The 20,835-nt window shown below is 56.8% G+C and carries 22 protein-coding genes; 16 read left to right on the top strand and 6 right to left on the bottom strand.

What is annotated here, in order from left to right; translation table 11 throughout:
• Nucleotides 1–66: 66 nt before the first annotated feature.
• From AC2AXP_RS12255 to AC2AXP_RS12240, 4 genes are all read left to right on the top strand, one after another.
• A complete protein-coding gene (locus AC2AXP_RS12255; protein WP_004957859.1) occupies nt 67–435 on the top strand; it encodes a diacylglycerol kinase in 369 nt (122 codons plus the stop codon).
• Nucleotides 436–559: 124 nt separating this feature from the next.
• Nucleotides 560–1,168, top strand: a complete 609-nt coding sequence (gene lexA, locus AC2AXP_RS12250) for a transcriptional repressor LexA (protein WP_004957863.1) — start codon at nt 560–562, stop codon at nt 1,166–1,168.
• Nucleotides 1,169–1,312: 144 nt separating this feature from the next.
• Nucleotides 1,313–2,659 carry an MATE family efflux transporter DinF gene (gene dinF, locus AC2AXP_RS12245; RefSeq protein ID WP_371901906.1) on the top strand — a complete coding sequence of 449 codons (1,347 nt, stop codon included), beginning with the start codon at nt 1,313–1,315 and terminating at the stop codon, nt 2,657–2,659.
• A 311-nt stretch (nt 2,660–2,970) separates the two neighbouring features.
• Complete coding sequence (locus AC2AXP_RS12240; RefSeq protein WP_004957869.1) at nt 2,971–3,180, top strand: CsbD family protein; 210 nt, start codon at nt 2,971–2,973, stop codon at nt 3,178–3,180.
• Between the two features lie 100 nt (nt 3,181–3,280).
• Here the strand turns inward: AC2AXP_RS12240 and zur are convergent, their stop codons facing one another.
• Nucleotides 3,281–3,790, bottom strand: a complete 510-nt coding sequence (gene zur, locus AC2AXP_RS12235) for a zinc uptake transcriptional repressor Zur (RefSeq protein ID WP_004957872.1) — start codon at nt 3,788–3,790, stop codon at nt 3,281–3,283.
• Between the two features lie 251 nt (nt 3,791–4,041).
• Here zur and AC2AXP_RS12230 point away from each other — a divergent pair, with 251 nt between their 5' ends.
• The 3 genes from AC2AXP_RS12230 to pspG all read left to right on the top strand — a co-directional run bounded on the left by AC2AXP_RS12230 (nt 4,042) and on the right by pspG (nt 6,173).
• Nucleotides 4,042–4,614 carry a sugar O-acetyltransferase gene (locus tag AC2AXP_RS12230; protein ID WP_273869380.1) on the top strand — a complete coding sequence of 191 codons (573 nt, stop codon included), beginning with the start codon at nt 4,042–4,044 and terminating at the stop codon, nt 4,612–4,614.
• Between the two features lie 111 nt (nt 4,615–4,725).
• Nucleotides 4,726–5,772 (top strand): tRNA dihydrouridine(20/20a) synthase DusA, encoded by a 1,047-nt coding sequence (gene dusA, locus AC2AXP_RS12225; protein WP_273869377.1) that lies wholly within the window; start codon nt 4,726–4,728, stop codon nt 5,770–5,772.
• Between the two features lie 182 nt (nt 5,773–5,954).
• Entirely contained in the window at nt 5,955–6,173 is a 219-nt protein-coding gene (gene pspG / locus AC2AXP_RS12220; protein ID WP_004957989.1) for an envelope stress response protein PspG, read from the top strand.
• Between the two features lie 298 nt (nt 6,174–6,471).
• Here pspG and AC2AXP_RS12215 read toward each other — a convergent pair whose 3' ends face one another.
• Complete coding sequence (locus tag AC2AXP_RS12215) at nt 6,472–7,461, bottom strand: quinone oxidoreductase (protein ID WP_004957991.1); 990 nt, start codon at nt 7,459–7,461, stop codon at nt 6,472–6,474.
• 111 nt (nt 7,462–7,572) lie between these two features.
• Here AC2AXP_RS12215 and dnaB point away from each other — a divergent pair, with 111 nt between their 5' ends.
• Both dnaB and alr read left to right on the top strand, forming a co-directional pair.
• On the top strand, nt 7,573–8,988 hold the full coding sequence (gene dnaB, locus AC2AXP_RS12210; protein WP_004957993.1) for a replicative DNA helicase: 1,416 nt from the start codon (nt 7,573–7,575) through the stop codon (nt 8,986–8,988).
• A gap of 140 nt (nt 8,989–9,128) precedes the next feature.
• Entirely contained in the window at nt 9,129–10,208 is a 1,080-nt protein-coding gene (gene alr / locus AC2AXP_RS12205) for an alanine racemase (RefSeq protein WP_484381704.1), read from the top strand.
• A gap of 50 nt (nt 10,209–10,258) precedes the next feature.
• On the opposite strand, the gene AC2AXP_RS12200 is transcribed toward alr, so the two are convergent.
• Entirely contained in the window at nt 10,259–11,026 is a 768-nt protein-coding gene (locus AC2AXP_RS12200; RefSeq protein WP_004957997.1) for a transporter substrate-binding domain-containing protein, read from the bottom strand.
• 273 nt (nt 11,027–11,299) lie between these two features.
• Nucleotides 11,300–11,725 (bottom strand): nucleoside triphosphatase NudI, encoded by a 426-nt coding sequence (nudI, locus tag AC2AXP_RS12195; protein ID WP_484381703.1) that lies wholly within the window; start codon nt 11,723–11,725, stop codon nt 11,300–11,302.
• A gap of 128 nt (nt 11,726–11,853) precedes the next feature.
• Here nudI and AC2AXP_RS12190 point away from each other — a divergent pair, with 128 nt between their 5' ends.
• The 5 genes from AC2AXP_RS12190 (at nt 11,854) to maa (ending at nt 15,254) form a co-directional block, all read left to right on the top strand.
• Complete coding sequence (locus AC2AXP_RS12190; protein ID WP_004958001.1) at nt 11,854–12,321, top strand: Lrp/AsnC family transcriptional regulator; 468 nt, start codon at nt 11,854–11,856, stop codon at nt 12,319–12,321.
• Nucleotides 12,322–12,442: 121 nt separating this feature from the next.
• Nucleotides 12,443–13,636, top strand: coding sequence for an amino acid aminotransferase (locus tag AC2AXP_RS12185; RefSeq protein WP_004958004.1), 1,194 nt, complete (start codon nt 12,443–12,445; stop codon nt 13,634–13,636).
• A 128-nt stretch (nt 13,637–13,764) separates the two neighbouring features.
• On the top strand, nt 13,765–14,181 hold the full coding sequence (locus tag AC2AXP_RS12180; RefSeq protein WP_004958005.1) for a secondary thiamine-phosphate synthase enzyme YjbQ: 417 nt from the start codon (nt 13,765–13,767) through the stop codon (nt 14,179–14,181).
• A 4-nt stretch (nt 14,182–14,185) separates the two neighbouring features.
• Entirely contained in the window at nt 14,186–14,539 is a 354-nt protein-coding gene (locus AC2AXP_RS12175; RefSeq protein WP_004958006.1) for an MmcQ/YjbR family DNA-binding protein, read from the top strand.
• Nucleotides 14,540–14,696: 157 nt separating this feature from the next.
• Entirely contained in the window at nt 14,697–15,254 is a 558-nt protein-coding gene (gene maa, locus AC2AXP_RS12170; RefSeq protein ID WP_269815936.1) for a maltose O-acetyltransferase, read from the top strand.
• 37 nt (nt 15,255–15,291) lie between these two features.
• On the opposite strand, the gene uvrA is transcribed toward maa, so the two are convergent.
• The gene (gene uvrA / locus AC2AXP_RS12165) at nt 15,292–18,123 is read right to left on the bottom strand and encodes an excinuclease ABC subunit UvrA (protein WP_484381702.1); all 2,832 of its coding nucleotides are present in this window, start codon (nt 18,121–18,123) and stop codon (nt 15,292–15,294) included.
• 276 nt (nt 18,124–18,399) lie between these two features.
• Between uvrA and ssb1 the strand changes: the two genes are divergently transcribed.
• The gene (gene ssb1 / locus AC2AXP_RS12160; protein ID WP_273869361.1) at nt 18,400–18,939 is read left to right on the top strand and encodes a single-stranded DNA-binding protein SSB1; all 540 of its coding nucleotides are present in this window, start codon (nt 18,400–18,402) and stop codon (nt 18,937–18,939) included.
• Nucleotides 18,940–19,074: 135 nt separating this feature from the next.
• Here ssb1 and AC2AXP_RS12155 read toward each other — a convergent pair whose 3' ends face one another.
• Nucleotides 19,075–19,575 (bottom strand): Lrp/AsnC family transcriptional regulator, encoded by a 501-nt coding sequence (locus tag AC2AXP_RS12155; RefSeq protein ID WP_273869360.1) that lies wholly within the window; start codon nt 19,573–19,575, stop codon nt 19,075–19,077.
• 84 nt (nt 19,576–19,659) lie between these two features.
• On the opposite strand from AC2AXP_RS12155, the gene AC2AXP_RS12150 reads away from it, so the two are divergent.
• On the top strand, nt 19,660–20,835 hold the full coding sequence (locus AC2AXP_RS12150) for an MFS transporter (RefSeq protein ID WP_004958011.1): 1,176 nt from the start codon (nt 19,660–19,662) through the stop codon (nt 20,833–20,835).

Below are 20,835 nucleotides of genomic sequence, written 5' to 3'. Positions count from 1 at the left end.
TGTGGTGTTAAAAAAACCAGAGCCGTTAAGATTATGACTTATCACTTATAAAAGGCACACCGCAACATGGCAAATCAAGCAACCGGTTTGACTCGCGTCATCAAAGCTTTCGGATATTCCTATAAGGGATTGACCGCCGCCTGGCAGCATGAAGCCGCGTTTCGCCAGGAACTGGTGGCGACCGTGCTGGCCATCATACTGGCGATTTGGCTGGATGTGGGTGCGATAGCGCGCATTTTATTGATCGGTTCGGTGGTACTGGTGATGATTGTCGAAATGCTCAACAGTGCGATTGAGGCGATCGTCGATCGCATCGGCACTGAACACCACGAGCTTTCCGGCCGCGCCAAGGACATGGGCTCGGCGGCGGTGTCGCTGGCGATTGCACTGGCGCTGTTTGTCTGGGTCAGCGTACTGTGGCAATACCTGGTTTGAGCGGCAGGCAATCGATGTTGCGCAGCACCTCGCTAATCCCTGATTTTTATTCATTCTCCAGTTCCCAATCCACGTTCACCTGTATATACTCACAGCAAGACTGTATAAACAAACAGGGGGCGGAATGAAAGCATTAACTACCAGACAGCAAGAGGTCTACGACCTGATTCGCGATCATATTTCGCAGACGGGCATGCCGCCAACGCGTGCCGAGATCGCGCTGCGTCTGGGGTTCCGCTCGCCTAATGCCGCTGAAGAACACCTCAAGGCCCTGGCGCGCAAAGGCGTCATCGAAATCGTCTCCGGCGCCTCGCGCGGCATTCGTCTGCTGATGGAAGATGAAGACGGCCTGCCGCTGATTGGCCGGGTGGCCGCCGGTGAGCCACTGCTGGCGCAGCAGCATATCGAAGGGCACTACAAGGTCGATCCTTCGCTCTTCAAGCCAAACGCAGACTTCCTGCTGCGGGTCAACGGCATGTCGATGCGCGATATCGGCATTCTCGACGGCGACTTGCTGGCGGTGCATAAAACCCAGGACGTGCGTAACGGCCAGGTGGTGGTGGCGCGCATTGAAGACGAAGTCACCGTCAAACGCCTGAAAAAACACGGTAATGTGGTAGAGTTATTACCGGAAAACAGTGAGTTTCAACCGATTGTGGTCGATCTTCGTCAGCAGAACTTCACCATTGAAGGCCTGGCCGTCGGCGTCATTCGCAACGGTGATTGGATCTAACTCGCAGTCCCCCGAACCTAATCGCCTCAGCCCGTTCTGGGGCGATGCCATCGTCAAAACATCACCATACCCAAGAGCTTTCAAGGCGTAGCCGGTAAATCGCTCCCCTTGCCAGAGCGTGGGTACCTACGGGAACATGTTACTATGCGCCTGCTTGCCACTTTCACCAGCGATACCGACAAAGCCCTGTGGCGTCTGGCGCTGCCGATGATCTTTTCCAATATCACCGTACCGCTGCTGGGGTTGGTGGATACGGCGGTGATTGGTCATCTCGACAGCCCGAACTATCTGGGGGGCGTGGCGATCGGTTCGATGGCAACCAGCTTCCTGTTCATGCTGTTACTGTTCCTGCGCATGAGTACCACCGGGCTGGCCGCGCAGGCGCTGGGGGCGCAAAATCCCCTGGCACTGGCGCGCGCCTTCATGCAACCGCTGATGCTGGCGCTACTGGCTGGTTTGGCCATTGTGCTGCTGCGTCATCCGTTGATCGACCTGGCGTTGAGCATCGTCGGTGGCGACGCCGAGGTGTTGGCGCAGGCCCGGCTGTTCCTGGAAATCCGCTGGCTGAGCGCGCCGGCCGCCTTGGCAAACCTGGTATTACTGGGCTGGCTGCTGGGCGTGCAGTACGTGCGCGCGCCGGTGATCCTGCTGATCGTCGGCAACCTGCTGAATATCGTACTGGATATCTGGTTGGTGATGGGGCTGGGCTGGAACGTGCAGGGCGCAGCCACCGCCACCGCCATTGCCGAATATGCCACGCTGCTACTGGGGGTGTGGCTCAGTTGGCGGGTGATGCGCCTGCGTGGTATTACACCGGCAATGCTGCGCCACGCCTGGCGTGGCAATCTGCGTCGCCTGCTGGCGCTCAACCGCGACATCATGCTGCGATCGCTATTGCTGCAGCTGTGCTTTGCCTCGTTGACCATCTTTGGCGCACGTCTCGGCAGCGAGGTGGTGGCGGTAAACGCGGTACTGATGAACCTGCTGACCTTTACCGCCTATGCGCTGGACGGTTTTGCCTATGCCGTTGAGGCGCATTCCGGCCATGCTTATGGAGCAAGGGACGATCGACAGCTGCGACGCATCTGGCGTGCGGCATGTCGGCAGGCATGTATGGTGGCGCTGGGCTTCGCGCTGATTTATGCCGTCGCCGGCCAGCACATCGTTGCTGCGCTGACGTCGTTGCCGGAGCTGCGCGCCCTGGCCAACCTCTATCTGCCGTGGCAGGTGCTATTGCCGCTGGCGGGCGTGTGGTGTTATTTGCTGGATGGTATGTTTATCGGCGCCACGCGCGGCGCGGAGATGCGTAATAGTATGGCGGTCGCCGCCGCCGGGTATGGCCTGACGCTGTTCACCCTGCCATGGTTGGGTAACCACGGTTTGTGGCTGGCCTTGGCGGTGTTTCTCGGCCTGCGTGGCCTGGCATTAGGCTGGGTTTGGCACCGGCACAGCGTGAATGGCACCTGGTTTGCCCACGCCGGTAGCCACTGACTTTGGCTATTCATTAGTTTCTTTGCTGTATTTTTTGCTTTTTGTTTATATCTGGTTACATTCCACCTTGATGCTGGAGCGGCGTTTAGTTACTGTTTTGTCGATTTTTTATCTGTAATTTGGTTTGTTAATGGTTTTTTGAACTGGTATTTTCCGTCGTTTGGTTGTCGGTGACTATAATTAGTCACGTGGCTGGCGAGTTATACGGTGATTTTATATTGCTGAGATAGCGTTAAATGGCCATAAATTTTAATCAGTTGGCGCCAGCCCGATTTATCTAAAACTGACTAACCACAGGTAACGGAGAGATTATGAACACAGATCAAGCCGACGGTAACTGGAAGCAGTTTAAAGGTAAAGTGAAGGAACAGTGGGGCAAGCTGACCGATGACGATCTGACGGTCATTGAAGGGAAACGTGAACAGCTTGTCGGTAAAATACAGGAACGTTACGGCTATCAGAGGGCGGCGGCCGAAGAAGAGGTCAAAGCCTGGGAAGATCAGAACAAGTATCGCTGGTAATCCGATCCGCCCGCGGTTGAACGCGGCGCTTTGACACCCCTTGGGCCAGCGTTCCCCCCTAGACGTCTTGGCCCATAGGTACAGGGACGTACCTGCCTGACTATTTCTTTTTAATCACGATGCTGTGGTCATGATTGCAATCGTGCTTACTGTCGCAAGACTCTACTTCAACACAGCCTGAGCACAGTCCATGGGCTTCCACCACGCTGTGGCGCAGGGCAAAACCGGACTCTTTTGCCAATTTTTGCAATGTTTCCTCTACCCCAGCGGTGGTGCGCTCGGTTACCTGCCCGCAACGATCGCAGATGAAAAGCGCGGAGGTGTGCATTGGCTGCTCAAAATGATGGCACAGCACGTAGCTGTTAGCCGATTCAACGCGGTGAATAAAGCCTTGTTCCAGCAGAAAGTCCAGTGCGCGGTAGACCGTTGGCGGCTTGGCCTGCGGTTCGGCGACGCGCAATAAATCGAGCAGATCATAGGCGCTGATCGCACCGGGCTGTTGAGCCATCAGGCGTAACACTTCCAGCCGTTGCGGCGTCAGGCGCACATTGCGTTGCTGACAGAGTTGTTCTGCCTGCGCGAGCAGCTTTTCCTGGTTGGTTGGGTTCATGGCAAATATTCCCGGTACGTAAAAAAGGCGATTTTAACATGTATCGGCCAATTCGCCGAGAGTTGAGCCATTTTCTCCCGTTAATCACGCCGGCAGCGGCACATTCACGCCTGCGGATTGGCAAAACGTGAATCGACTCACAACTTCTGCGGCGTGCTGGCGCTGAGATCAACGCCGTGGCGTTTTCGTCTGGGCATTGCCCGCACGTGGCGTTATAACGCCTGACAACACCTTGGCTAAAGGAACACGCGATGACCGAAAGAGAAAAGTTGCTGCGCGGTGAGATCTATAACAGCCGCGATGCGGAACTGATAGGCCTGTATCACCGGGCACGGGCGCTTAGCAAGCAGTTGGGCGCGCTGGATTCTCAGCAGATGGACGAAAAAAATCGTCTGCTGAGCCAGCTGTTCGCGCATTGGGGGCAACAGAGCTGGATTGAAACGCCATTCTGGTGTGATTATGGCCAGCACATCAGTATCGGCAACAACTGTTTTATCAACGTCAATGCGGTATTCCTCGACTGTAATACCATTACCATTGGCGATAACACGCTGATCGGTCCCAACCTGCAGGTTTATACGCCGAGCCATCCGCTGAAAGCCAGCGAACGTCTGACCGGTGATGCCGACTTTCCCTTCCAGACCTCCGCCAGGCCGGTGACTATCGGCAGCAATGTGTGGATTGGCGGCAATGTGCTGATCTTGCCGGGCGTGACCATTGGTGATGGCAGCACCATCGGTGCCGGCAGCATCGTCACCGGCGATATTCCGACCAACGTTTTGGCGATGGGACAGCCATGTAAAGTGATTCGCGTATTGGAATAGCTTTACTTTCAACACGATAGTGTTGCAGGGTACGGTGGTTTCGCCCCGACGGCAGTTTACGTTATAATCAGCGATTACTTTTTTGACCGCCAGACCCTGAATAGAGCCGTAATGACTGATTCGCTGAAAACTGATATTCCACTGCTTGCCGGCCAAACCGGCGTTGAACGACCGTTCCCTGCGAGCCGTTTTTCCGTTGCGCCGATGCTTGACTGGACCGATCGTCATTGCCGCTATTTTCACCGCCTGCTGAGCAAGGAAACGCTGCTGTACACCGAAATGGTGACTACCGGCGCGATCGTGCATGGCAAAGGCGATTATCTGGCGTACAGCGAAGAAGAGCACCCGATCGCATTGCAACTGGGCGGCAGCGATCCGGCGGCGCTGGCGCACTGCGCCAAACTGGCGGAGCAGCGCGGCTATGACGAAATCAACCTTAACGTCGGTTGCCCGTCCGATCGGGTGCAGAATGGCATGTTCGGCGCCTGCCTGATGGGGCAGGCAACGTTAGTGGCGGATTGCATCAAGGCAATGCGCGACGTGGTGTCGATTCCGGTCACGGTGAAAACGCGGATTGGCATTGACGAGCAGGACAGCTACGCCTTTCTGTGCGATTTTATCGAAACCGTTGCTGGTCGCGGCGAATGCGAGATGTTCACCATCCATGCGCGCAAAGCCTGGCTTTCCGGTTTGAGTCCGAAGCAAAATCGCGAAGTGCCACCGCTGGATTACCCGCGGGTGTATCAGCTCAAGCGTGATTTTCCTGCGCTGACCATCGCCATTAACGGCGGCGTTAAAACGCTGGACGAAGCCAGGCAGCATTTGCAGCATCTGGATGGCGTAATGATGGGGCGCGAGGCCTACCAGAATCCGGGCATTTTGCTGCAGGTGGATCGCGAGCTGTTCGGTTCGCAGGCACCATTGCAAGACAGCGTGGCGGCGATCGAAGCGCTCTATCCATACATTGAACGCGAACTGGCCAACGGCACCTATCTGGGGCATATCACCCGTCATATTCTTGGTTTGTTCCAGGGCATTCCGGGGGCGCGCCAATGGCGTCGCCACCTGAGCGAAAACGCCCACAAGCCGGGAGCCGACGTGCGTGTCGTCGAGCAGGCGCTGAGCCTGGTACGTCAACCGCATTGCGAAATGGCGTAATTGATTAAATATTTCCCTAAAAGTTAGTGTATTTCACCAAGCACGTTGCGGCCTGCAACGTGCTACCTACGCGATTTCAGCAACTTGGCGCGTTTGCCGACTTGGCATGCTTCTTGTAAGACTCTCCGCAGTCTATTTCTGTCAAAACAACCTGCAGAAACCCGTTTTGCCGAGGAGCAATCATGTTGGAACTTTTCTTTTTTGTCGGCTTTGTGTTGATGTTGCTGGTCACCGGCGTTTCGCTGTTGGGCGTCTTTGCTGCCTTGCTGGTTGCGGCGGCCTTCATGCTGATTGGCGGCCTGTTCGCCATGGTGATCAAGCTGTTGCCGTGGCTGATTCTGGCGGTGGTGGGGGTGTGGATCTACCGTTCACTACAGAAGCCGCAGATTCGCCGTTATTGATTTTCTGCTGATTAATCAAACTGTCAGCATGAAAATTGAGTAACGGCTTGGCGTTTGAATGCGGCAGCGATCACAGCTTGGAGCATTAATCGCAATTAGGGACCATTTCGCATTTTTTTTGCTTTTAGGGGCTGTTAGGATGTCCGACCAAGCAGTGATGCCCGGTTTTCATCACCGCACGAGGCCAGTCATAAAATAACAGTGTTGCATCAGCGACCAGCTGTCTCGGGCGGACTCTGCTCTACCCCTACAAAACGCAGTACCAGAAAGGGCTCCTTATGGAGCCCTTTTCTATTGCCTAACGACCGGGGATCAGCAGGCTTGAGCCGCTGGTTTTGCGGCTCTCGAGGACCTGGTGCGCGCGCTGCGCGTCACCCAGGGCGAAAATCTGCTCATCATGCACCTCAACCTTGATCGCGCCGCTGCCAATCAGCGAAAACAGCTCATTGCTGGCGTACTGTAATTCTTCGCGATTGGTGATGTAGCCGTTGAGCGAAGGGCGAGTGACGTACAACGAACCTTTCTGGTTGAGTACCGCCAGATCGATACCGGTTACCGGGCCGGAGGCGTTGCCGAAGCTGACCATCAGGCCTCGCCGTTTCAGGCTGTTAAGTGAATCCAGCCAGGTATTCTTGCCGACCGAATCATACACCACGCCCACTTTTTTGCCGTCGGTCAGTTCTGCCACGCGTTCGGCGATGTTTTCCTTACGGTAGTTAATGGTGGCCCAGGCGCCGGCCTGTTTGGCGCGTTCGGCCTTTTCGTCGGAGCCGACGCTGCCAATCAGTCGGGCTCCCAGCGCTTTGGCCCATTGGCAGGCTATCAGCCCTACGCCACCAGCCGCGGCATGAAACAGAAAGATTTCCCCCGGCTGTACGTCATAGGTCTGACGCAGTAGGTAATGTACCGTCAGACCTTTGAGGAAGGAGGCCGCGCCCTGTTCGAAACTGAGGTTGGGCGGCAGCAGCGCCACCTTTTGCAACGGCACGTTATGCACCTCGCTGTAGGCGCCGAGCGCCGCCTGCGCATACACCACGCGGTCGCCCGGTTTCACCGCATCGACGCCGGCACCGACCTTGGTGACCACACCCGCCGCTTCGGTTCCCAGCCCGCTTGGCAGCGAGGCTGGGGCATACAACCCGCTGCGTACGTAGGTATCGATATAGTTGATGCCGATGGCCCGGTTTTCGATCTGCACCTCGCCGGCAGCTGGATCGAGCGGTGTGAAATCAACGTATTGCAGCACTTCTGGCCCGCCGGTGGCGGAAAATTGAATGCGTTTGGCCATGACTCCTCCTCGTTTACGGTGTTCCGCGCTTGCCCTAATTTTAGGACATTGGTATTTATCATTATGTATACTGACGCGTCGTCACTTCATAACAGGTATTGCATCCCCACTATGGCAGGAAAGAAACCCACCAACAAATCTAACGAAGCTCAGGCACCGCGCGATCGCCAGATGGAAGGGCTGAAAATGCCGCCGCATTCGCTGGAGGCGGAGCAGTCCGTGTTGGGCGGTTTAATGCTGGATAACGAGCGCTGGGACAACGTGGCGGAACGCGTGGTCGCCAATGATTTCTTTAGCCGTCCGCACCGCCTGATCTTTACCGAGATGCAGCGCCTGCTGGAAATGAGTAAACCGATCGACCTGATCACCCTGTCCGAATCGTTGGAGCAGAAGGGTGAGCTGGACTCCGTCGGCGGTTTTGCCTATCTGGCCGAACTGTCCAAAAATACCCCTAGCGCCGCCAACATCAGCGCCTATGCCGATATCGTGCGTGAGCGCGCGGTGGTGCGTGAAATGATCTCGGTAGCGAACGAGATCGCCGACGCCGGTTACGATCCGCAAGGGCGTAGCAGCGAGGATCTGCTCGATCTGGCGGAATCACGGGTGTTCCAGATTGCAGAAAACCGAGCCAATAAAGACGAAGGGCCAAAAAGCATCGACCAGATCCTTGAAGCCACCGTTTCGCGCATCGAATCGTTGTACCAAACGCCGCATGACGGCGTGACCGGCGTGGATACCGGCTATCAGGATCTGAACAAGAAAACCGCGGGTCTGCAAAAGTCGGATCTGATCATCGTGGCGGCGCGTCCGTCGATGGGCAAAACCACCTTTGCCATGAACCTGTGTGAAAACGCCGCGATGCTGCAAGAAAAACCGGTGTTGATCTTCAGCCTCGAAATGCCCGGCGAACAGATCATGATGCGTATGCTGGCTTCGCTATCACGCGTTGACCAGACGCGTATCCGTACCGGTCAGCTCGATGACGAGGATTGGGCGCGTATTTCCAGCACCATGGGCATTCTGCTGGAAAAGCGCAACATGTACATCGACGACTCCTCGGGTCTGACGCCAACCGAAGTGCGTTCGCGCGCGCGCCGCATCTTCCGCGAGCATAACGGCCTTAGCCTGATCATGATCGACTACCTGCAATTGATGCGCGTGCCTGCGCTATCCGATAACCGTACGCTGGAAATCGCCGAAATTTCACGCTCGCTGAAGGCATTGGCGAAAGAACTGCAGGTGCCGGTAGTGGCGCTGTCGCAGTTGAACCGCTCACTGGAACAGCGCGCCGACAAACGCCCGGTCAACTCCGACCTGCGTGAGTCTGGCTCGATTGAGCAGGATGCCGACTTGATCATGTTTATCTATCGTGACGAGGTCTATCACGAGAACAGCGACCTGAAGGGCGTGGCGGAAATCATTCTCGGCAAGCAGCGTAACGGCCCGATCGGTACGGTACGCTTGACCTTTAACGGCCAATGGTCGCGTTTCGACAATTACGCCGGCCCGCAATATGATGACGAATAACCCGGTCTGAGCGACTGGCGGTATTATTTCCAGTCAGCGTACCTCCGTCGCCCAGCCTCTCTATGGTTCCAGTGGGTGCGCTGCGAGTTCACGCCGCGCAACCCCACGCTTCTTGGCATTGGTCTTATTAAGGAATTGAAATGAAAGCGGCAACCGCTGTAATCGACCGCCGCGCTCTGCGACACAACCTGCAACAGGTACGCCGTCAGGCGCCACAAAGCCGCCTGATCGCGGTAGTGAAAGCAAACGCTTATGGGCATGGCCTGCTGGAAACGGCCCACACCTTGCAAGATGCCGACTGCTACGGCGTGGCGCGCATCGGCGAGGCGCTGATGCTGCGTTCCGGCGGTATCGTCAAACCGATTTTACTGCTGGAAGGCTTCTTTGCCGCCGAGGATCTGCCGGTTCTGGTCGCCAACAACATTGAAACCGCAGTACACAGCATTGAACAGCTCGAGGCGCTGGAGCAGGCCGAGCTGGCGCGGCCGGTGCCGGTATGGATGAAGATCGACACCGGCATGCACCGTCTGGGAGTGCGGCCTGAACAGGCAGAGGCGTTTTACCAGCGCCTGTGCGCCTGCCGCAACGTGGCGCAGCCGGTGAATATCATGAGCCACTTCAGCCGCGCCGACGAGCCGAACAGTGACGCGACGCAGCAGCAGATCGCCTGTTTTAGCGCCTTCGCCCACGGCAAACCGGGGCAGCGTTCTATTGCCGCTTCCGGCGGTACGCTGCTGTGGCCGGATGCGCACAACGAGTGGGTGCGGCCGGGCATTATTCTCTATGGCGTTTCACCGATTGAACAGCGCCACGGCGGGCAGTTTGATCTGCAACCGGCGATGACGCTGAAGTCATGTCTGATTGCGGTTCGCGAACATAAATCCGGTGAAGCGGTGGGCTATGGCGGCACCTGGGTCAGCCCACGGGATACGCGCCTGGGGGTGGTGGCGATGGGCTACGGCGATGGCTACCCGCGCAGTGCGCCAACCGGTACGCCGATATGGCTTAACGGACGCGAGGTGCCGATTGTCGGCCGGGTTTCCATGGACATGATTTCGGTCGATCTCGGACCGGACGCCAGCGATCGGGTCGGTGATGAGGTGGTGCTATGGGGTGCGCCGCTGCCGGTGGAACGCATCGCCGAGGTGACCGGCATCAGTGCCTACGAGCTGATCACCAAACTGACCCAACGGGTGGCAATGGAATATATCGGCGAATGATGGCTCCGTTCCCTGGCCCGGCAGTTTATGACCGGACCGGGGAATGTCGATCACTTCTTCACGGCCAGCCAGCTGTCGATAATCGTCTGGTATTCACCGGTGGCCTTCGCCAGATGCAACCATTGGTCGACATACAGTTTCCAGCTCAGATCGTCACGCGGCAGCATGTAGGCTTTTTCGCCGTACTGCATGGGTTTTTTCGGGTTCACCGCGCACAGTTTCGGATAGCGTTTTTGCTGATACAGCGCTTCTGACGCGTCGGTAATCATCACGTCCGCCTTGCGATCGACCAACTGCTGGAAAATCGCCATATTGTCATGCGACAGGGTCAGGTTGACCTTTGGCAGGTGAGCGCGGACAAAGGCTTCATTGGTGCCGCCAGCCGGTTCTATCACGCGCACCGACGGTTTGTTAATCTGTGCGATAGTGCGGTATTTCTTCACGTCGGTGCAGCGCACCAGCGGGATCTTGCCGTCGGTATCCAGCTTGTCAGCGAAGAACGCCTGTTTTTGCCGCTCCAGGGTGACGGAAATACCGCCCATGGCGATATCGCATTTACCGGCGTTGAAATCCTGCATCAGGGTTTTCCAACTGGTTTTCACCCATTTCACTTCCGCACCCAGGCTTTTCGCCAGCGACTGCGCCATAGCGATATCGATCCCCTCGTAATTGCCTTCCTGCGTCAGGAAGGTGTACGGCTTGTAGTCGCCGGTGGTGCACACTTCGAGTTTTTTCTGTTGGCTAACCTTATCCAGGTGAGATTGGGCGCTGGCGCTGCCGGCAGCGATCAGCAAGGCAAGAGGCAGTAATTTATTCATCGTTTCCCTTGGTATCAATAGAGGTTTGCATACGCCGGATGGCAATTTTTGTTGTTGGTCAGGTTAAATTACCCGTTTTTTATGTCGCAGATAAATGCTTATGTGTCAATTTGCTGGCTGCTCTGCAGCGGATCGATGCGTTAAAGACGGGTGTGCAGGGGGGAGCAGGAAGCCTCACAAGGAGATTCTGCGCCGTGCGCAGCGTCGACAGAGTGAGGGCAGCACAACCTGAGAGACAGGTGCGTTGCCCGATGCTGGAGGGCGTCAGTCGCTTTAAATCACCCCTTTCTGGCGAAAGGTGACCCGCGTCGCCTCGTTTAAGTCGAGATTCTTTATCGCCGCCGGCGGTAGCCAGATGATTTCCTGAAACTCTTGATTGAAGGTAATCGTACGATTGGCACTGACACAGTCAACGATAAGATAAATCATGTAAATTTCTTCGCTAGTGCCATCCGGATAGGTTTTTGTGCGGATATCATCACGAAACGCCCACGGCTTAATCTCGGCGATCTGCAGTTGCTCGCCTAATTCCTCCCTGATCTCGCGCCTTAGCGCGCTCTCCATCGTTTCACCGGGTTCCATTCCGCCACCAGGCAGCGCCCATTGTCCGGGGAAAACCCCGCGATCGGCAGCCATTTTACACAGCAGAAACTCGCCGTCATTCTGTATAACAGGACATACGATCGTTCTGTGGCGCATTTCATCTCCTCGAAATCATTTGCAGTAAATCGCAAATTTCGGCGCTTTCGCTACAGATCACCATAACAACGGCAAAAAAGCTGATAGTCTGTAGCGTCAACATTTCTTAACACAGTTTACAGGTGGCTATGTACAACATTGACGATTTTGATATGAAAATCCTGACGCTGTTACAGGCCAACGGCCGCTTGACCAACCAGGAGCTGAGCGACCTGGTGGGGCTTTCCGCCTCCCAGTGTTCGCGGCGGCGCATCAGTCTGGAACAGGCACAGTTGATCCGCGGCTACCACGCGCGATTGGCGCCGGAGGCGGTGGGCCTTGGGCTGGTGGGGCTGATCGAAGTCAGTCTGGTGACCCATGCCCAGCAGCATATCGACAGCTTTCACCAGATGCTGGAGGAGGTGGACGCGATCATTGATGCTTATAAAACCACCGGTGACGCGGATTATCTGCTGAAAGTCGCGGTGGCGGATCTGCCGGCGCTTAGCGACTTTATCAGCCAGACGCTGTCGAGCCACCAAAGCGTGGCGCATATCAAAACCGCCGTGGTGCTGAACCGCATCAAGGAAAATGGCCTGTTGCCGGTTGCGCGTTAAGAAAAGTTGCCAGACTGACACGGCGAGCAGCAGCGCGCGCGAGGCGGGCGTTTCCCCGTTGAATGCGTCTATAGTAGATAGGCTTGCCGTACCCCACATAACAAAATCAAGGAGAACACCTGTGTTCCAGAATGTTGATGCCTATGCCGGTGACCCGATCCTGTCGCTGATGGAAAAATTCAAAAAAGATCCGCGTGCGCACAAGGTCAACCTGAGCATCGGCCTTTATTACAACGAGCAGGGTATTATTCCGCAGCTGCGGGCGGTTAGCGCCGCAGAGGCGCAGTTGAACAGCCTCGAGCAGAGCGCTTCGGTCTACCTGCCGATGGAAGGGCTGCAACCTTACCGTCATGCCATTCAGCAGTTGCTGTTTGGTGCCGAGCATCCGATGCTGCAACAGCAGCGCATCGCCACGGTACAAACCGTTGGTGGCTCTGGCGCCTTGAAGGTAGGCGCCGACTTCCTGCACGACTACTTCCCGGAATCCCAGGTCTGGGTCAGCGATCCGACCTGGGAAAACCACGTCGCCATCTTCAGTGGTGCCGGTTTCAAGGTGAATACCTATCCGTACTTTGACGGCGATAGCCTGGGCGTGAAGTTCGACGCCATGCTGACGACGCTGCAACAGTTGCCGGCCAGGAGCATTGTGCTGCTGCATCCCTGCTGCCATAACCCGACCGGTTCCGATCTGGGCAATGAGCAGTGGGACGAGGTAGTGAAGGTGCTGGCCGAACGTGAGCTGATCCCGTTCCTCGATATTGCCTATCAGGGCTTTGGCGACGGTATGGAACAGGATGCCTACGCCATTCGTGCGATTGCCGCCGCCGGTCTGCCGTGCCTGGTCAGTAATTCGTTCTCGAAAATTTTCTCGTTGTACGGCGAGCGGGTAGGTGGGCTTTCCGTGGTGTGCGAAAGCAGCGAGGCGGCCGAGCGGGTGTTGGGGCAGTTGAAAGCAACGGTGCGCCGCAACTACTCCAGCCCGCCGAACTTCGGTGCGCAGGTGGTGGCCAAAGTACTGAACGACGCGCAGCTGAAGCAGCAATGGCTGGACGAGGTAGAAACCATGCGCACCCGCATCCTCGAGATGCGCCACACGCTGGTGGCTGCGCTGAAAATCGCGTTGCCGCAGCGTAATTTCGACTACCTGCTCAAGCAACGCGGCATGTTCAGCTACACCGGTTTTAGCGCGGCGCAGGTTGATCGGCTGCGCGAGGAGTTTGGCGTATACCTGATTCACAGCGGCCGCATGTGCGTCGCCGGTTTGAACCACCGCAATGTGCAGCAGGTCGCCGAGGCATTTGCGGCGGTGCAGTAATTGCTGTTAGGGTAAAACCACGTTCAGGTTATCGGGGCGATGCGATTATCGCCCCTTTTTGTTGTCGGTTTGTCGCTCGAGTTGCCGCCAACCGGATAAAGAATATACTCAATGAGGGGCGCTCACGTATGTGGCATCAGCAAACGCTTATCCTCAGCGCAAAAGCGCGTGGTTTCCACCTGGTTACTGAAGAAATTACCGATCAGCTAACCGATTTGCACCGTCTGCAAACTGGCCTGCTGCACCTGTTGTTGCAGCATACCTCTGCCTCGCTGACGCTTAACGAGAATTGCGATCCCACGGTGCGATCCGATATGGAGCAGCATTTTCTGCGGCAGGTGCCGGAAAGTGCGCCTTATCAGCATGACTATGAAGGGCCGGACGATATGCCGGCGCACATCAAATCCTCGTTGCTGGGCGTGTCGTTGTCGCTACCGGTCAGCCATGGGCGACTGATGTTGGGCACATGGCAGGGAATTTGGCTGGGAGAGCACCGCATTGACGGCGGTTCACGCCGTATTGTGGCCACCTTACAGGGGGAGTAACTCAATGAATCAGTCGGCATTACTGCAATACTGCATGGCCAAGCCGGGCGCGGAACAGAGCGATCGGAACCAGTGGCAGGCCAGTCAGGTCAAAGTGGGCGAGGTGATGTTCGCCATGGTACTGGATCTCGATGGTCGTCCGGCGCTGGCGGTCAAGTCCAGCCCCGAGCAGGCCGAAAGCCTGCGTGAAAAACACCCTGAAATTGTCCCGTGCGAACATTTGAACAAAGCGCATTGGAATGCGGTGTTCCTTGACGGCAAGCTGCCGGATTCCCAGTTCTACACGTTGATCGACGGTTCTTACCAGTTGGCGCTGGAAGGGCTGTCCGACCAGGTACGACAGGAACTGCGTGCCTGACTGCTACGGCAGGCGTTGACGCTCTGCCTCTCACTCAATACCCAATGTTCGCATGTTGTGATCGTCGTCGCGAGATGGGAACGTTCCCTTTTTATTGTGCGGCGGAAACCATTAGGCTGTCCGCCTGATACTTTTTTGCCAGAAAAGGATGCTGCCCATGGCCATGAGTGAAGAGAAACGCAAGATGATCGCCGGCGAGCTGTATGATGCCGGGGACGAACTGCTACGCAGCGAGCGTAAACGCGCGCGTCAGTTGATCCATCATTATAACCATTCGTCACCTGACGAGGGTGCGCTGCGCAAGCAATGGCTGTCGATGCTGCTGGGTCAATACCAGGGTGGCACCATCGAACCCAGTTTCCGCTGTGACTACGGTTATAATATCTATCTGGGCAAGAATTTTTACGCCAATTTCGACTGCGTCATACTCGACGTGTGCGAAGTGCGCATCGGCGATAACTGCATGCTGGCCCCAGGGGTACACATCTATACCGCAACCCATCCGCTGGACGCGGCGACCCGAGTCGGCGGCGACGAATTCGGCAAGCCGGTGACCATTGGCCACAACGTGTGGATCGGCGGGCGAGCGGTGATCAATCCCGGCGTAACGCTGGGCGATAACGTGGTGGTGGCATCCGGTGCGGTGGTGACCAAAGACGTGCCGGACAATGCGGTGGTGGGCGGCAATCCGGCGCGCATCCTGAAAATGCTGTAGCGGAAAAATGCGGGCACCGCCAGGGTGCCCGGAGTGATTATTTCTTGGCCAGCAACGGCTGCAAGAAGCGTGCGGTGTGCGATGCCTTGCATTTGGCCACGGTGTCTGGCGTGCCGGACACCAGGATCTCGCCGCCGCCGCTGCCGCCTTCTGGTCCCAGGTCGACAATCCAGTCCGCGGTTTTTATCACGTCGAGGTTGTGCTCAATCACCACGATGGTGTTGCCCTGATCGCGCAATTGGTGCAGTACCGCCAGCAGTTGCTGGATATCGGCGAAATGCAGCCCGGTGGTCGGTTCATCGAGAATATACAGCGTCTGGCCGGTGCCGCGTTTCGACAGTTCACGTGCCAGCTTGACGCGCTGCGCTTCGCCACCGGACAGCGTGGTGGCCGACTGGCCGAGACGAATGTAAGACAGGCCGACGTCCATCAGGGTTTGCAGCTTGCGCGCCAGCGCCGGCACCGCGTCGAAGAAGTCACGCGCTTCTTCGATGGTCATTTCCAGCACTTCGTGGATGCTTTTGCCTTTGTATTTGATCTCCAGCGTTTCGCGGTTATAGCGTTTGCCTTTGCACTGATCGCACGGCACGTAGATATCCGGCAGGAAGTGCATTTCCACCTTGATCACGCCGTCGCCCTGACAGGCTTCGCAGCGCCCGCCCTTGACATTAAAACTGAAACGGCCAGGGTTATAGCCGCGGCTGCGCGATTCCGGCACGCCGGCGAACAGCTCGCGCACCGGGGTAAAAATACCGGTGTAGGTCGCCGGGTTGGAGCGCGGGGTTCGGCCGATCGGGCTTTGATCGATGTCGATCACCTTGTCGAAATGCTTCAGACCGCTGACGTCGCGGTAAGGCGCCGGTTCGGCAATGGTCGCGCCATTCAACTGGCGTTGGGCGATCGGGAACAGCGTGTCGTTGATCAGCGTCGACTTACCCGAACCGGATACCCCGGTAATACAGGTGAACAGTCCCACCGGCAGCGTCAGCGTCACGTCTTTCAGGTTGTTGCCGCGTGCACCGCTCAGTTTCAGCACCTTGGCCGGATCGGCTGGCACGCGCTGTTGCGGGATGGCAATTTCGCGCTTGCCGCTGAGGAACTGGCCGGTAAGCGACTCCGGCTGCGCCATGATGTCGTCGACGGTGCCTTCCGCCACCACCTGACCGCCGTGTACGCCGGCACCGGGGCCGATGTCGATCACATGATCGGCGGCGCGGATTGCGTCTTCGTCATGCTCAACCACGATCACCGTGTTGCCGAGATTGCGCAGATGGATCAGCGTTTCCAGCAGCCGTTCGTTATCGCGCTGGTGCAAACCGATCGACGGTTCGTCCAGCACGTACATCACGCCCACCAGCCCGGCGCCAATCTGGCTGGCCAGACGAATGCGCTGGGCTTCGCCGCCTGACAGGGTTTCGGCCGAGCGTGACAGGGATAGATAATTCAAGCCGACGTTGACCAGGAATTTCAGGCGATCGCCGATTTCCTTCAGCACCTTTTCGGCAATTTTGGCGCGTTGGCCGCTCAGCTTCATGTTCTGGAAGAAATCCATCGCATGACCAATGCTCAGCTCGGAGATCTCCGGCAACGTGGTGTCTTCGACGAACACGTTGCGGGCTTCTTCACGCAGGCGGGTGCCGCTGCACGAGGCGCACGGACGGTTGCTGATGAACTTCGCCAGTTCTTCACGCACCGCGCTGGACTCGGTTTCCTTGTAGCGGCGTTCCATATTATGTAGCACGCCTTCGAACGGATGCCGGCGCACGGTAGTGTCGCCGCGGTCGTTGATGTACTTGAATTCGATCGATTCTTTGCCTGAGCCGCCAAGCACCGCTTTCTGCACCTCGGCGCTCAGGGTATTGAACGGCGCTTCCACGTCGAACTGATAATGCTCCGCCAGCGAACGCAGCATCTGGAAATAGTAGAAGTTACGGCGATCCCAGCCGCGGATCGCGCCGCCAGCCAGCGACAGTTCCGGGTTCTGCACCACGCGATCGGGGTCGAAGAACTGTTGTACGCCCAGACCGTCGCAGGTCGGGCAGGCACCGGCCGGATTATTGAAGGAAAACAGCCGGGGTTCCAGCTCACGCATGCTATAGCCGCAGATCGGGCAGGCGAAGTTGGCCGAAAACAGCAGCTCATCGGCTTTCGGGTCATCCATATCGGCCACGACTGCGGTGCCGCCAGACAGCTCCAGCGCGGTTTCGAACGACTCGGCCAGGCGTTGGGCCAGATCTTCTCGCACCTTGAAGCGATCGACCACCACTTCAATGGTGTGTTTCTTTTGCAGTTCGAGTTTCGGAGGATCGGAAAGATCGCACACTTCGCCGTCGATGCGGGCGCGGATGTACCCCTGCGACGCCAGGTTTTCCAGCGTTTTGGTGTGCTCGCCTTTGCGATCCTTGATCACCGGCGCCAGCAGCATCAGGCGTTTGCCTTCCGGCTGGCTGAGCACGTTATCCACCATCTGACTGACGGTTTGCGCCGCCAGCGGCACATGGTGATCCGGACAGCGCGGCTCGCCGACGCGGGCGAACAGCAGACGCAGATAGTCATGAATTTCGGTAATGGTGCCGACGGTGGATCGCGGGTTGTGCGAGGTCGATTTCTGCTCGATGGAAATCGCCGGCGATAACCCTTCGATATGGTCGACGTCCGGTTTTTCCATCAGCGACAGGAACTGACGGGCGTAGGCGGAAAGCGATTCGACGTAGCGTCGCTGCCCTTCGGCATACAGCGTATCAAAAGCCAGAGAGGACTTGCCTGAACCGGACAAACCGGTGACAACAATCAGTTTGTCGCGCGGGATAATCAGGTTGATGTTTTTGAGATTATGGGTTCGAGCACCACGAACTTCGATATTGTCCATTTACACTTCCCGTCTAGATGATACACCGTGTCCGTTTGAACGTTTTGCGGCGCTTTTGTGATCAATTGCGCAAAAAAACGGCATGGCCAGGTCGAAACGCATAATTATGACACAAAAAAACCTGAATGAATATCCAGTATATGAATGCAACAAGGTCGATCGCCGAGACAATTTTGGAATACACTATGCAGTTATCAACGCGGGTGTGGTTTCAGCCTTAGCGTGTTAAACTTACTCGTTTATACTGTGTAAAAATCATTCATCAGGAGAGAGCTCATGGCCAGCAGAGGCGTAAACAAAGTAATTCTGGTCGGGAATCTGGGCCAAGACCCGGAAGTCCGTTACATGCCGAATGGTGGCGCCGTTGCCAACATTACCCTGGCTACCTCCGAAAGCTGGCGCGACAAGGCGACCGGCGAGCAGAAAGAAAAAACCGAATGGCACCGTGTGGTGCTGTTTGGCAAGCTGGCGGAAGTGGCGGGCGAATACCTGCGTAAGGGTTCTCAGGTGTATATCGAAGGCGCCTTGCAGACGCGCAAATGGACCGATCAGGCCGGCGTTGAAAAATACACCACGGAAGTGGTCGTAAACGTGGGCGGCACCATGCAGATGCTGGGCGGCCGTCAAGGCGGCGGCGCTCCGGCAGGCGGCGGTCAGGCTGCTGGCGGTCAGGGCAACTGGGGTCAGCCTCAGCAGCCGCAGGGCGGCAACCAGTTCAGCGGTGGCCAGCAGTCGCGTCCGGCGCAGAACAGCAGCGCACCGGCGGCCAGCAGCAACGAACCGCCAATGGACTTTGACGACGATATTCCGTTCTAAAAAACGCCACGGCATTTTTGGTCAGGTCCTATGCGACAAGCCCCGATATTCGGGGCTTTTTTTCGCCGCCATGATCAGTCTTGGCCACGGCGATCGCCGGTCGCGGCTAGGGTGAAACAGTCGCGATCCCGCGCTTTAGTCCGGTGAGGGACCACGCTCAATAAATGTCGAAAGTGCAATATAACTGCGTACCGAGCGAACCCCTTCGACGTTCTGAATTTCCATCAGGAAGTTTTCCAGTGATTCGGTATCGGCAGCCCGTACCTTGATCAGTACACAGCCGTCTCCTGCCACGGTATGCAGCTCTTCGACTTCTCGTCGACTGGTAAACTGAAGCAGGGCGCGTGTCGCGTGATAGCTGCTGGTATTAATGATCAGGAAGGTTAATAGCGTCCGGCCCAGCTTGCAGCCATCAAGTCTTGCAACGGTTCCCTTTATGACCCCATCACGCTTCAGTTTCTTTACGCGGTCATGTACCGCAGGTGCTGAAAGGTTGACGATTTCGCCCAGTTCGCTGTAACTGCGCCCAGCATCTTCGGCCAGCGCGCCTAATATTTTTCGGTCAATCGCATCGAGTTCTGCCGGTTTGTGCCTCGCCTGCCTAATATCCTCTTTTTCTTTATCAAAGTCGGTCATGTAGCTTCACTTGCAGAATGAAAGTATGAATATAATTGATTTTACCTAATGATATTAATTCAGCAAGTCTGTACTGGAGTTTCAATGCCCATCGCTCTGTTCGCGCTCGCCATCGGCGCATTCGGCATCGGTCTTACCGAGTTCGTCATCGCCGGAATCCTCCCTCAAATCGCTGCGGATTTTAGCGTCACTATCCCGACCGCCGGGCTGTTGGCCACGACCTACGCACTGGGGGTTTTTGTTGGTGCTCCGCTTTTAACGGTGCTGGGTACCCATGTTCCCCGTAAAACCATGCTGATGGCACTGGCAGGCATTTTCACGCTTGGCAATATCATTACCGCGGTTGCGCCCACGCTGTCGCTGGCGATTGCCGGGCGTATTATCACCTCCTTCAATCACGGAGCCTTTTTTGGCCTCGGCTCGATCATTGCCGCTTCGCTTGTTGCGCCGGGTCGCCAGGCAAGCGCCATTGCCTTTATGTTTTCTGGGCTGACGTTGGCAAACCTGCTTGGTGTTCCGGTTGGTACCTGGCTGGCTCAGACCTTTAGCTGGCGGCTGGTTTTCTGGCTGATCGCAGGCATCGGTGTGCTTACTATTGTCAGTATCGCGCTGTTTGTTCCGCGCATCGAAAAAGGAAAGGCCATCGCCTTGAGAACGGAACTGCGCGCCTTTGCCGATCCCCAGGTTCTGCTGGTCATGGGGATTACCGTATTTGGTCCGGCGGCGTTCTTTACTTCCATTACCTATATCGCGCCGATGATGATTGAGGAAGCCGGTTTTTCGGCCGGTGGCGTGGCTTGGATAATGGTACTTTTTGGTTTCGGACTGGCGGTAGGAAACTGGCTTGGCGGCCGTTTCGCCGATCGCTCGCTGTTTGGCACGCTGTTGGTCACGCTGGCGGCCCAAGGGTTGGTACTGCTGGTTTTCTGGGGCGGCGTCGACAACCCGCTGATTGCCAGTGCCTCGGTATTCCTGATGGCTGCGTTTGGGTTCGCCACGGTTTCACCGATTCAGAAATTAGTCATGGACCGCGCAAGCCACGCCGGAGCGCCCACCATGGCGGCATCGGTTAACATCGGCATGTTCAATCTGGGAAATGCGCTTGGCGCGTGGGTAGGGGGAGCGACCATTGCTGCCGGTTTGGGTCTGGCTTCACCGAACTGGGCCGGTGCCATTCTATCCTTTATCGGATTGGGTCTTGCCTTGCTGGCATGGCAAAGCGCCCGCAAAAATTATGCACTGCAGGCGCAGGCTGAATGA

Source organism: Serratia sp. Sp408 (genome assembly GCF_057180665.1).
This window is presented reverse-complemented; position numbering and strand designations above follow the sequence as displayed.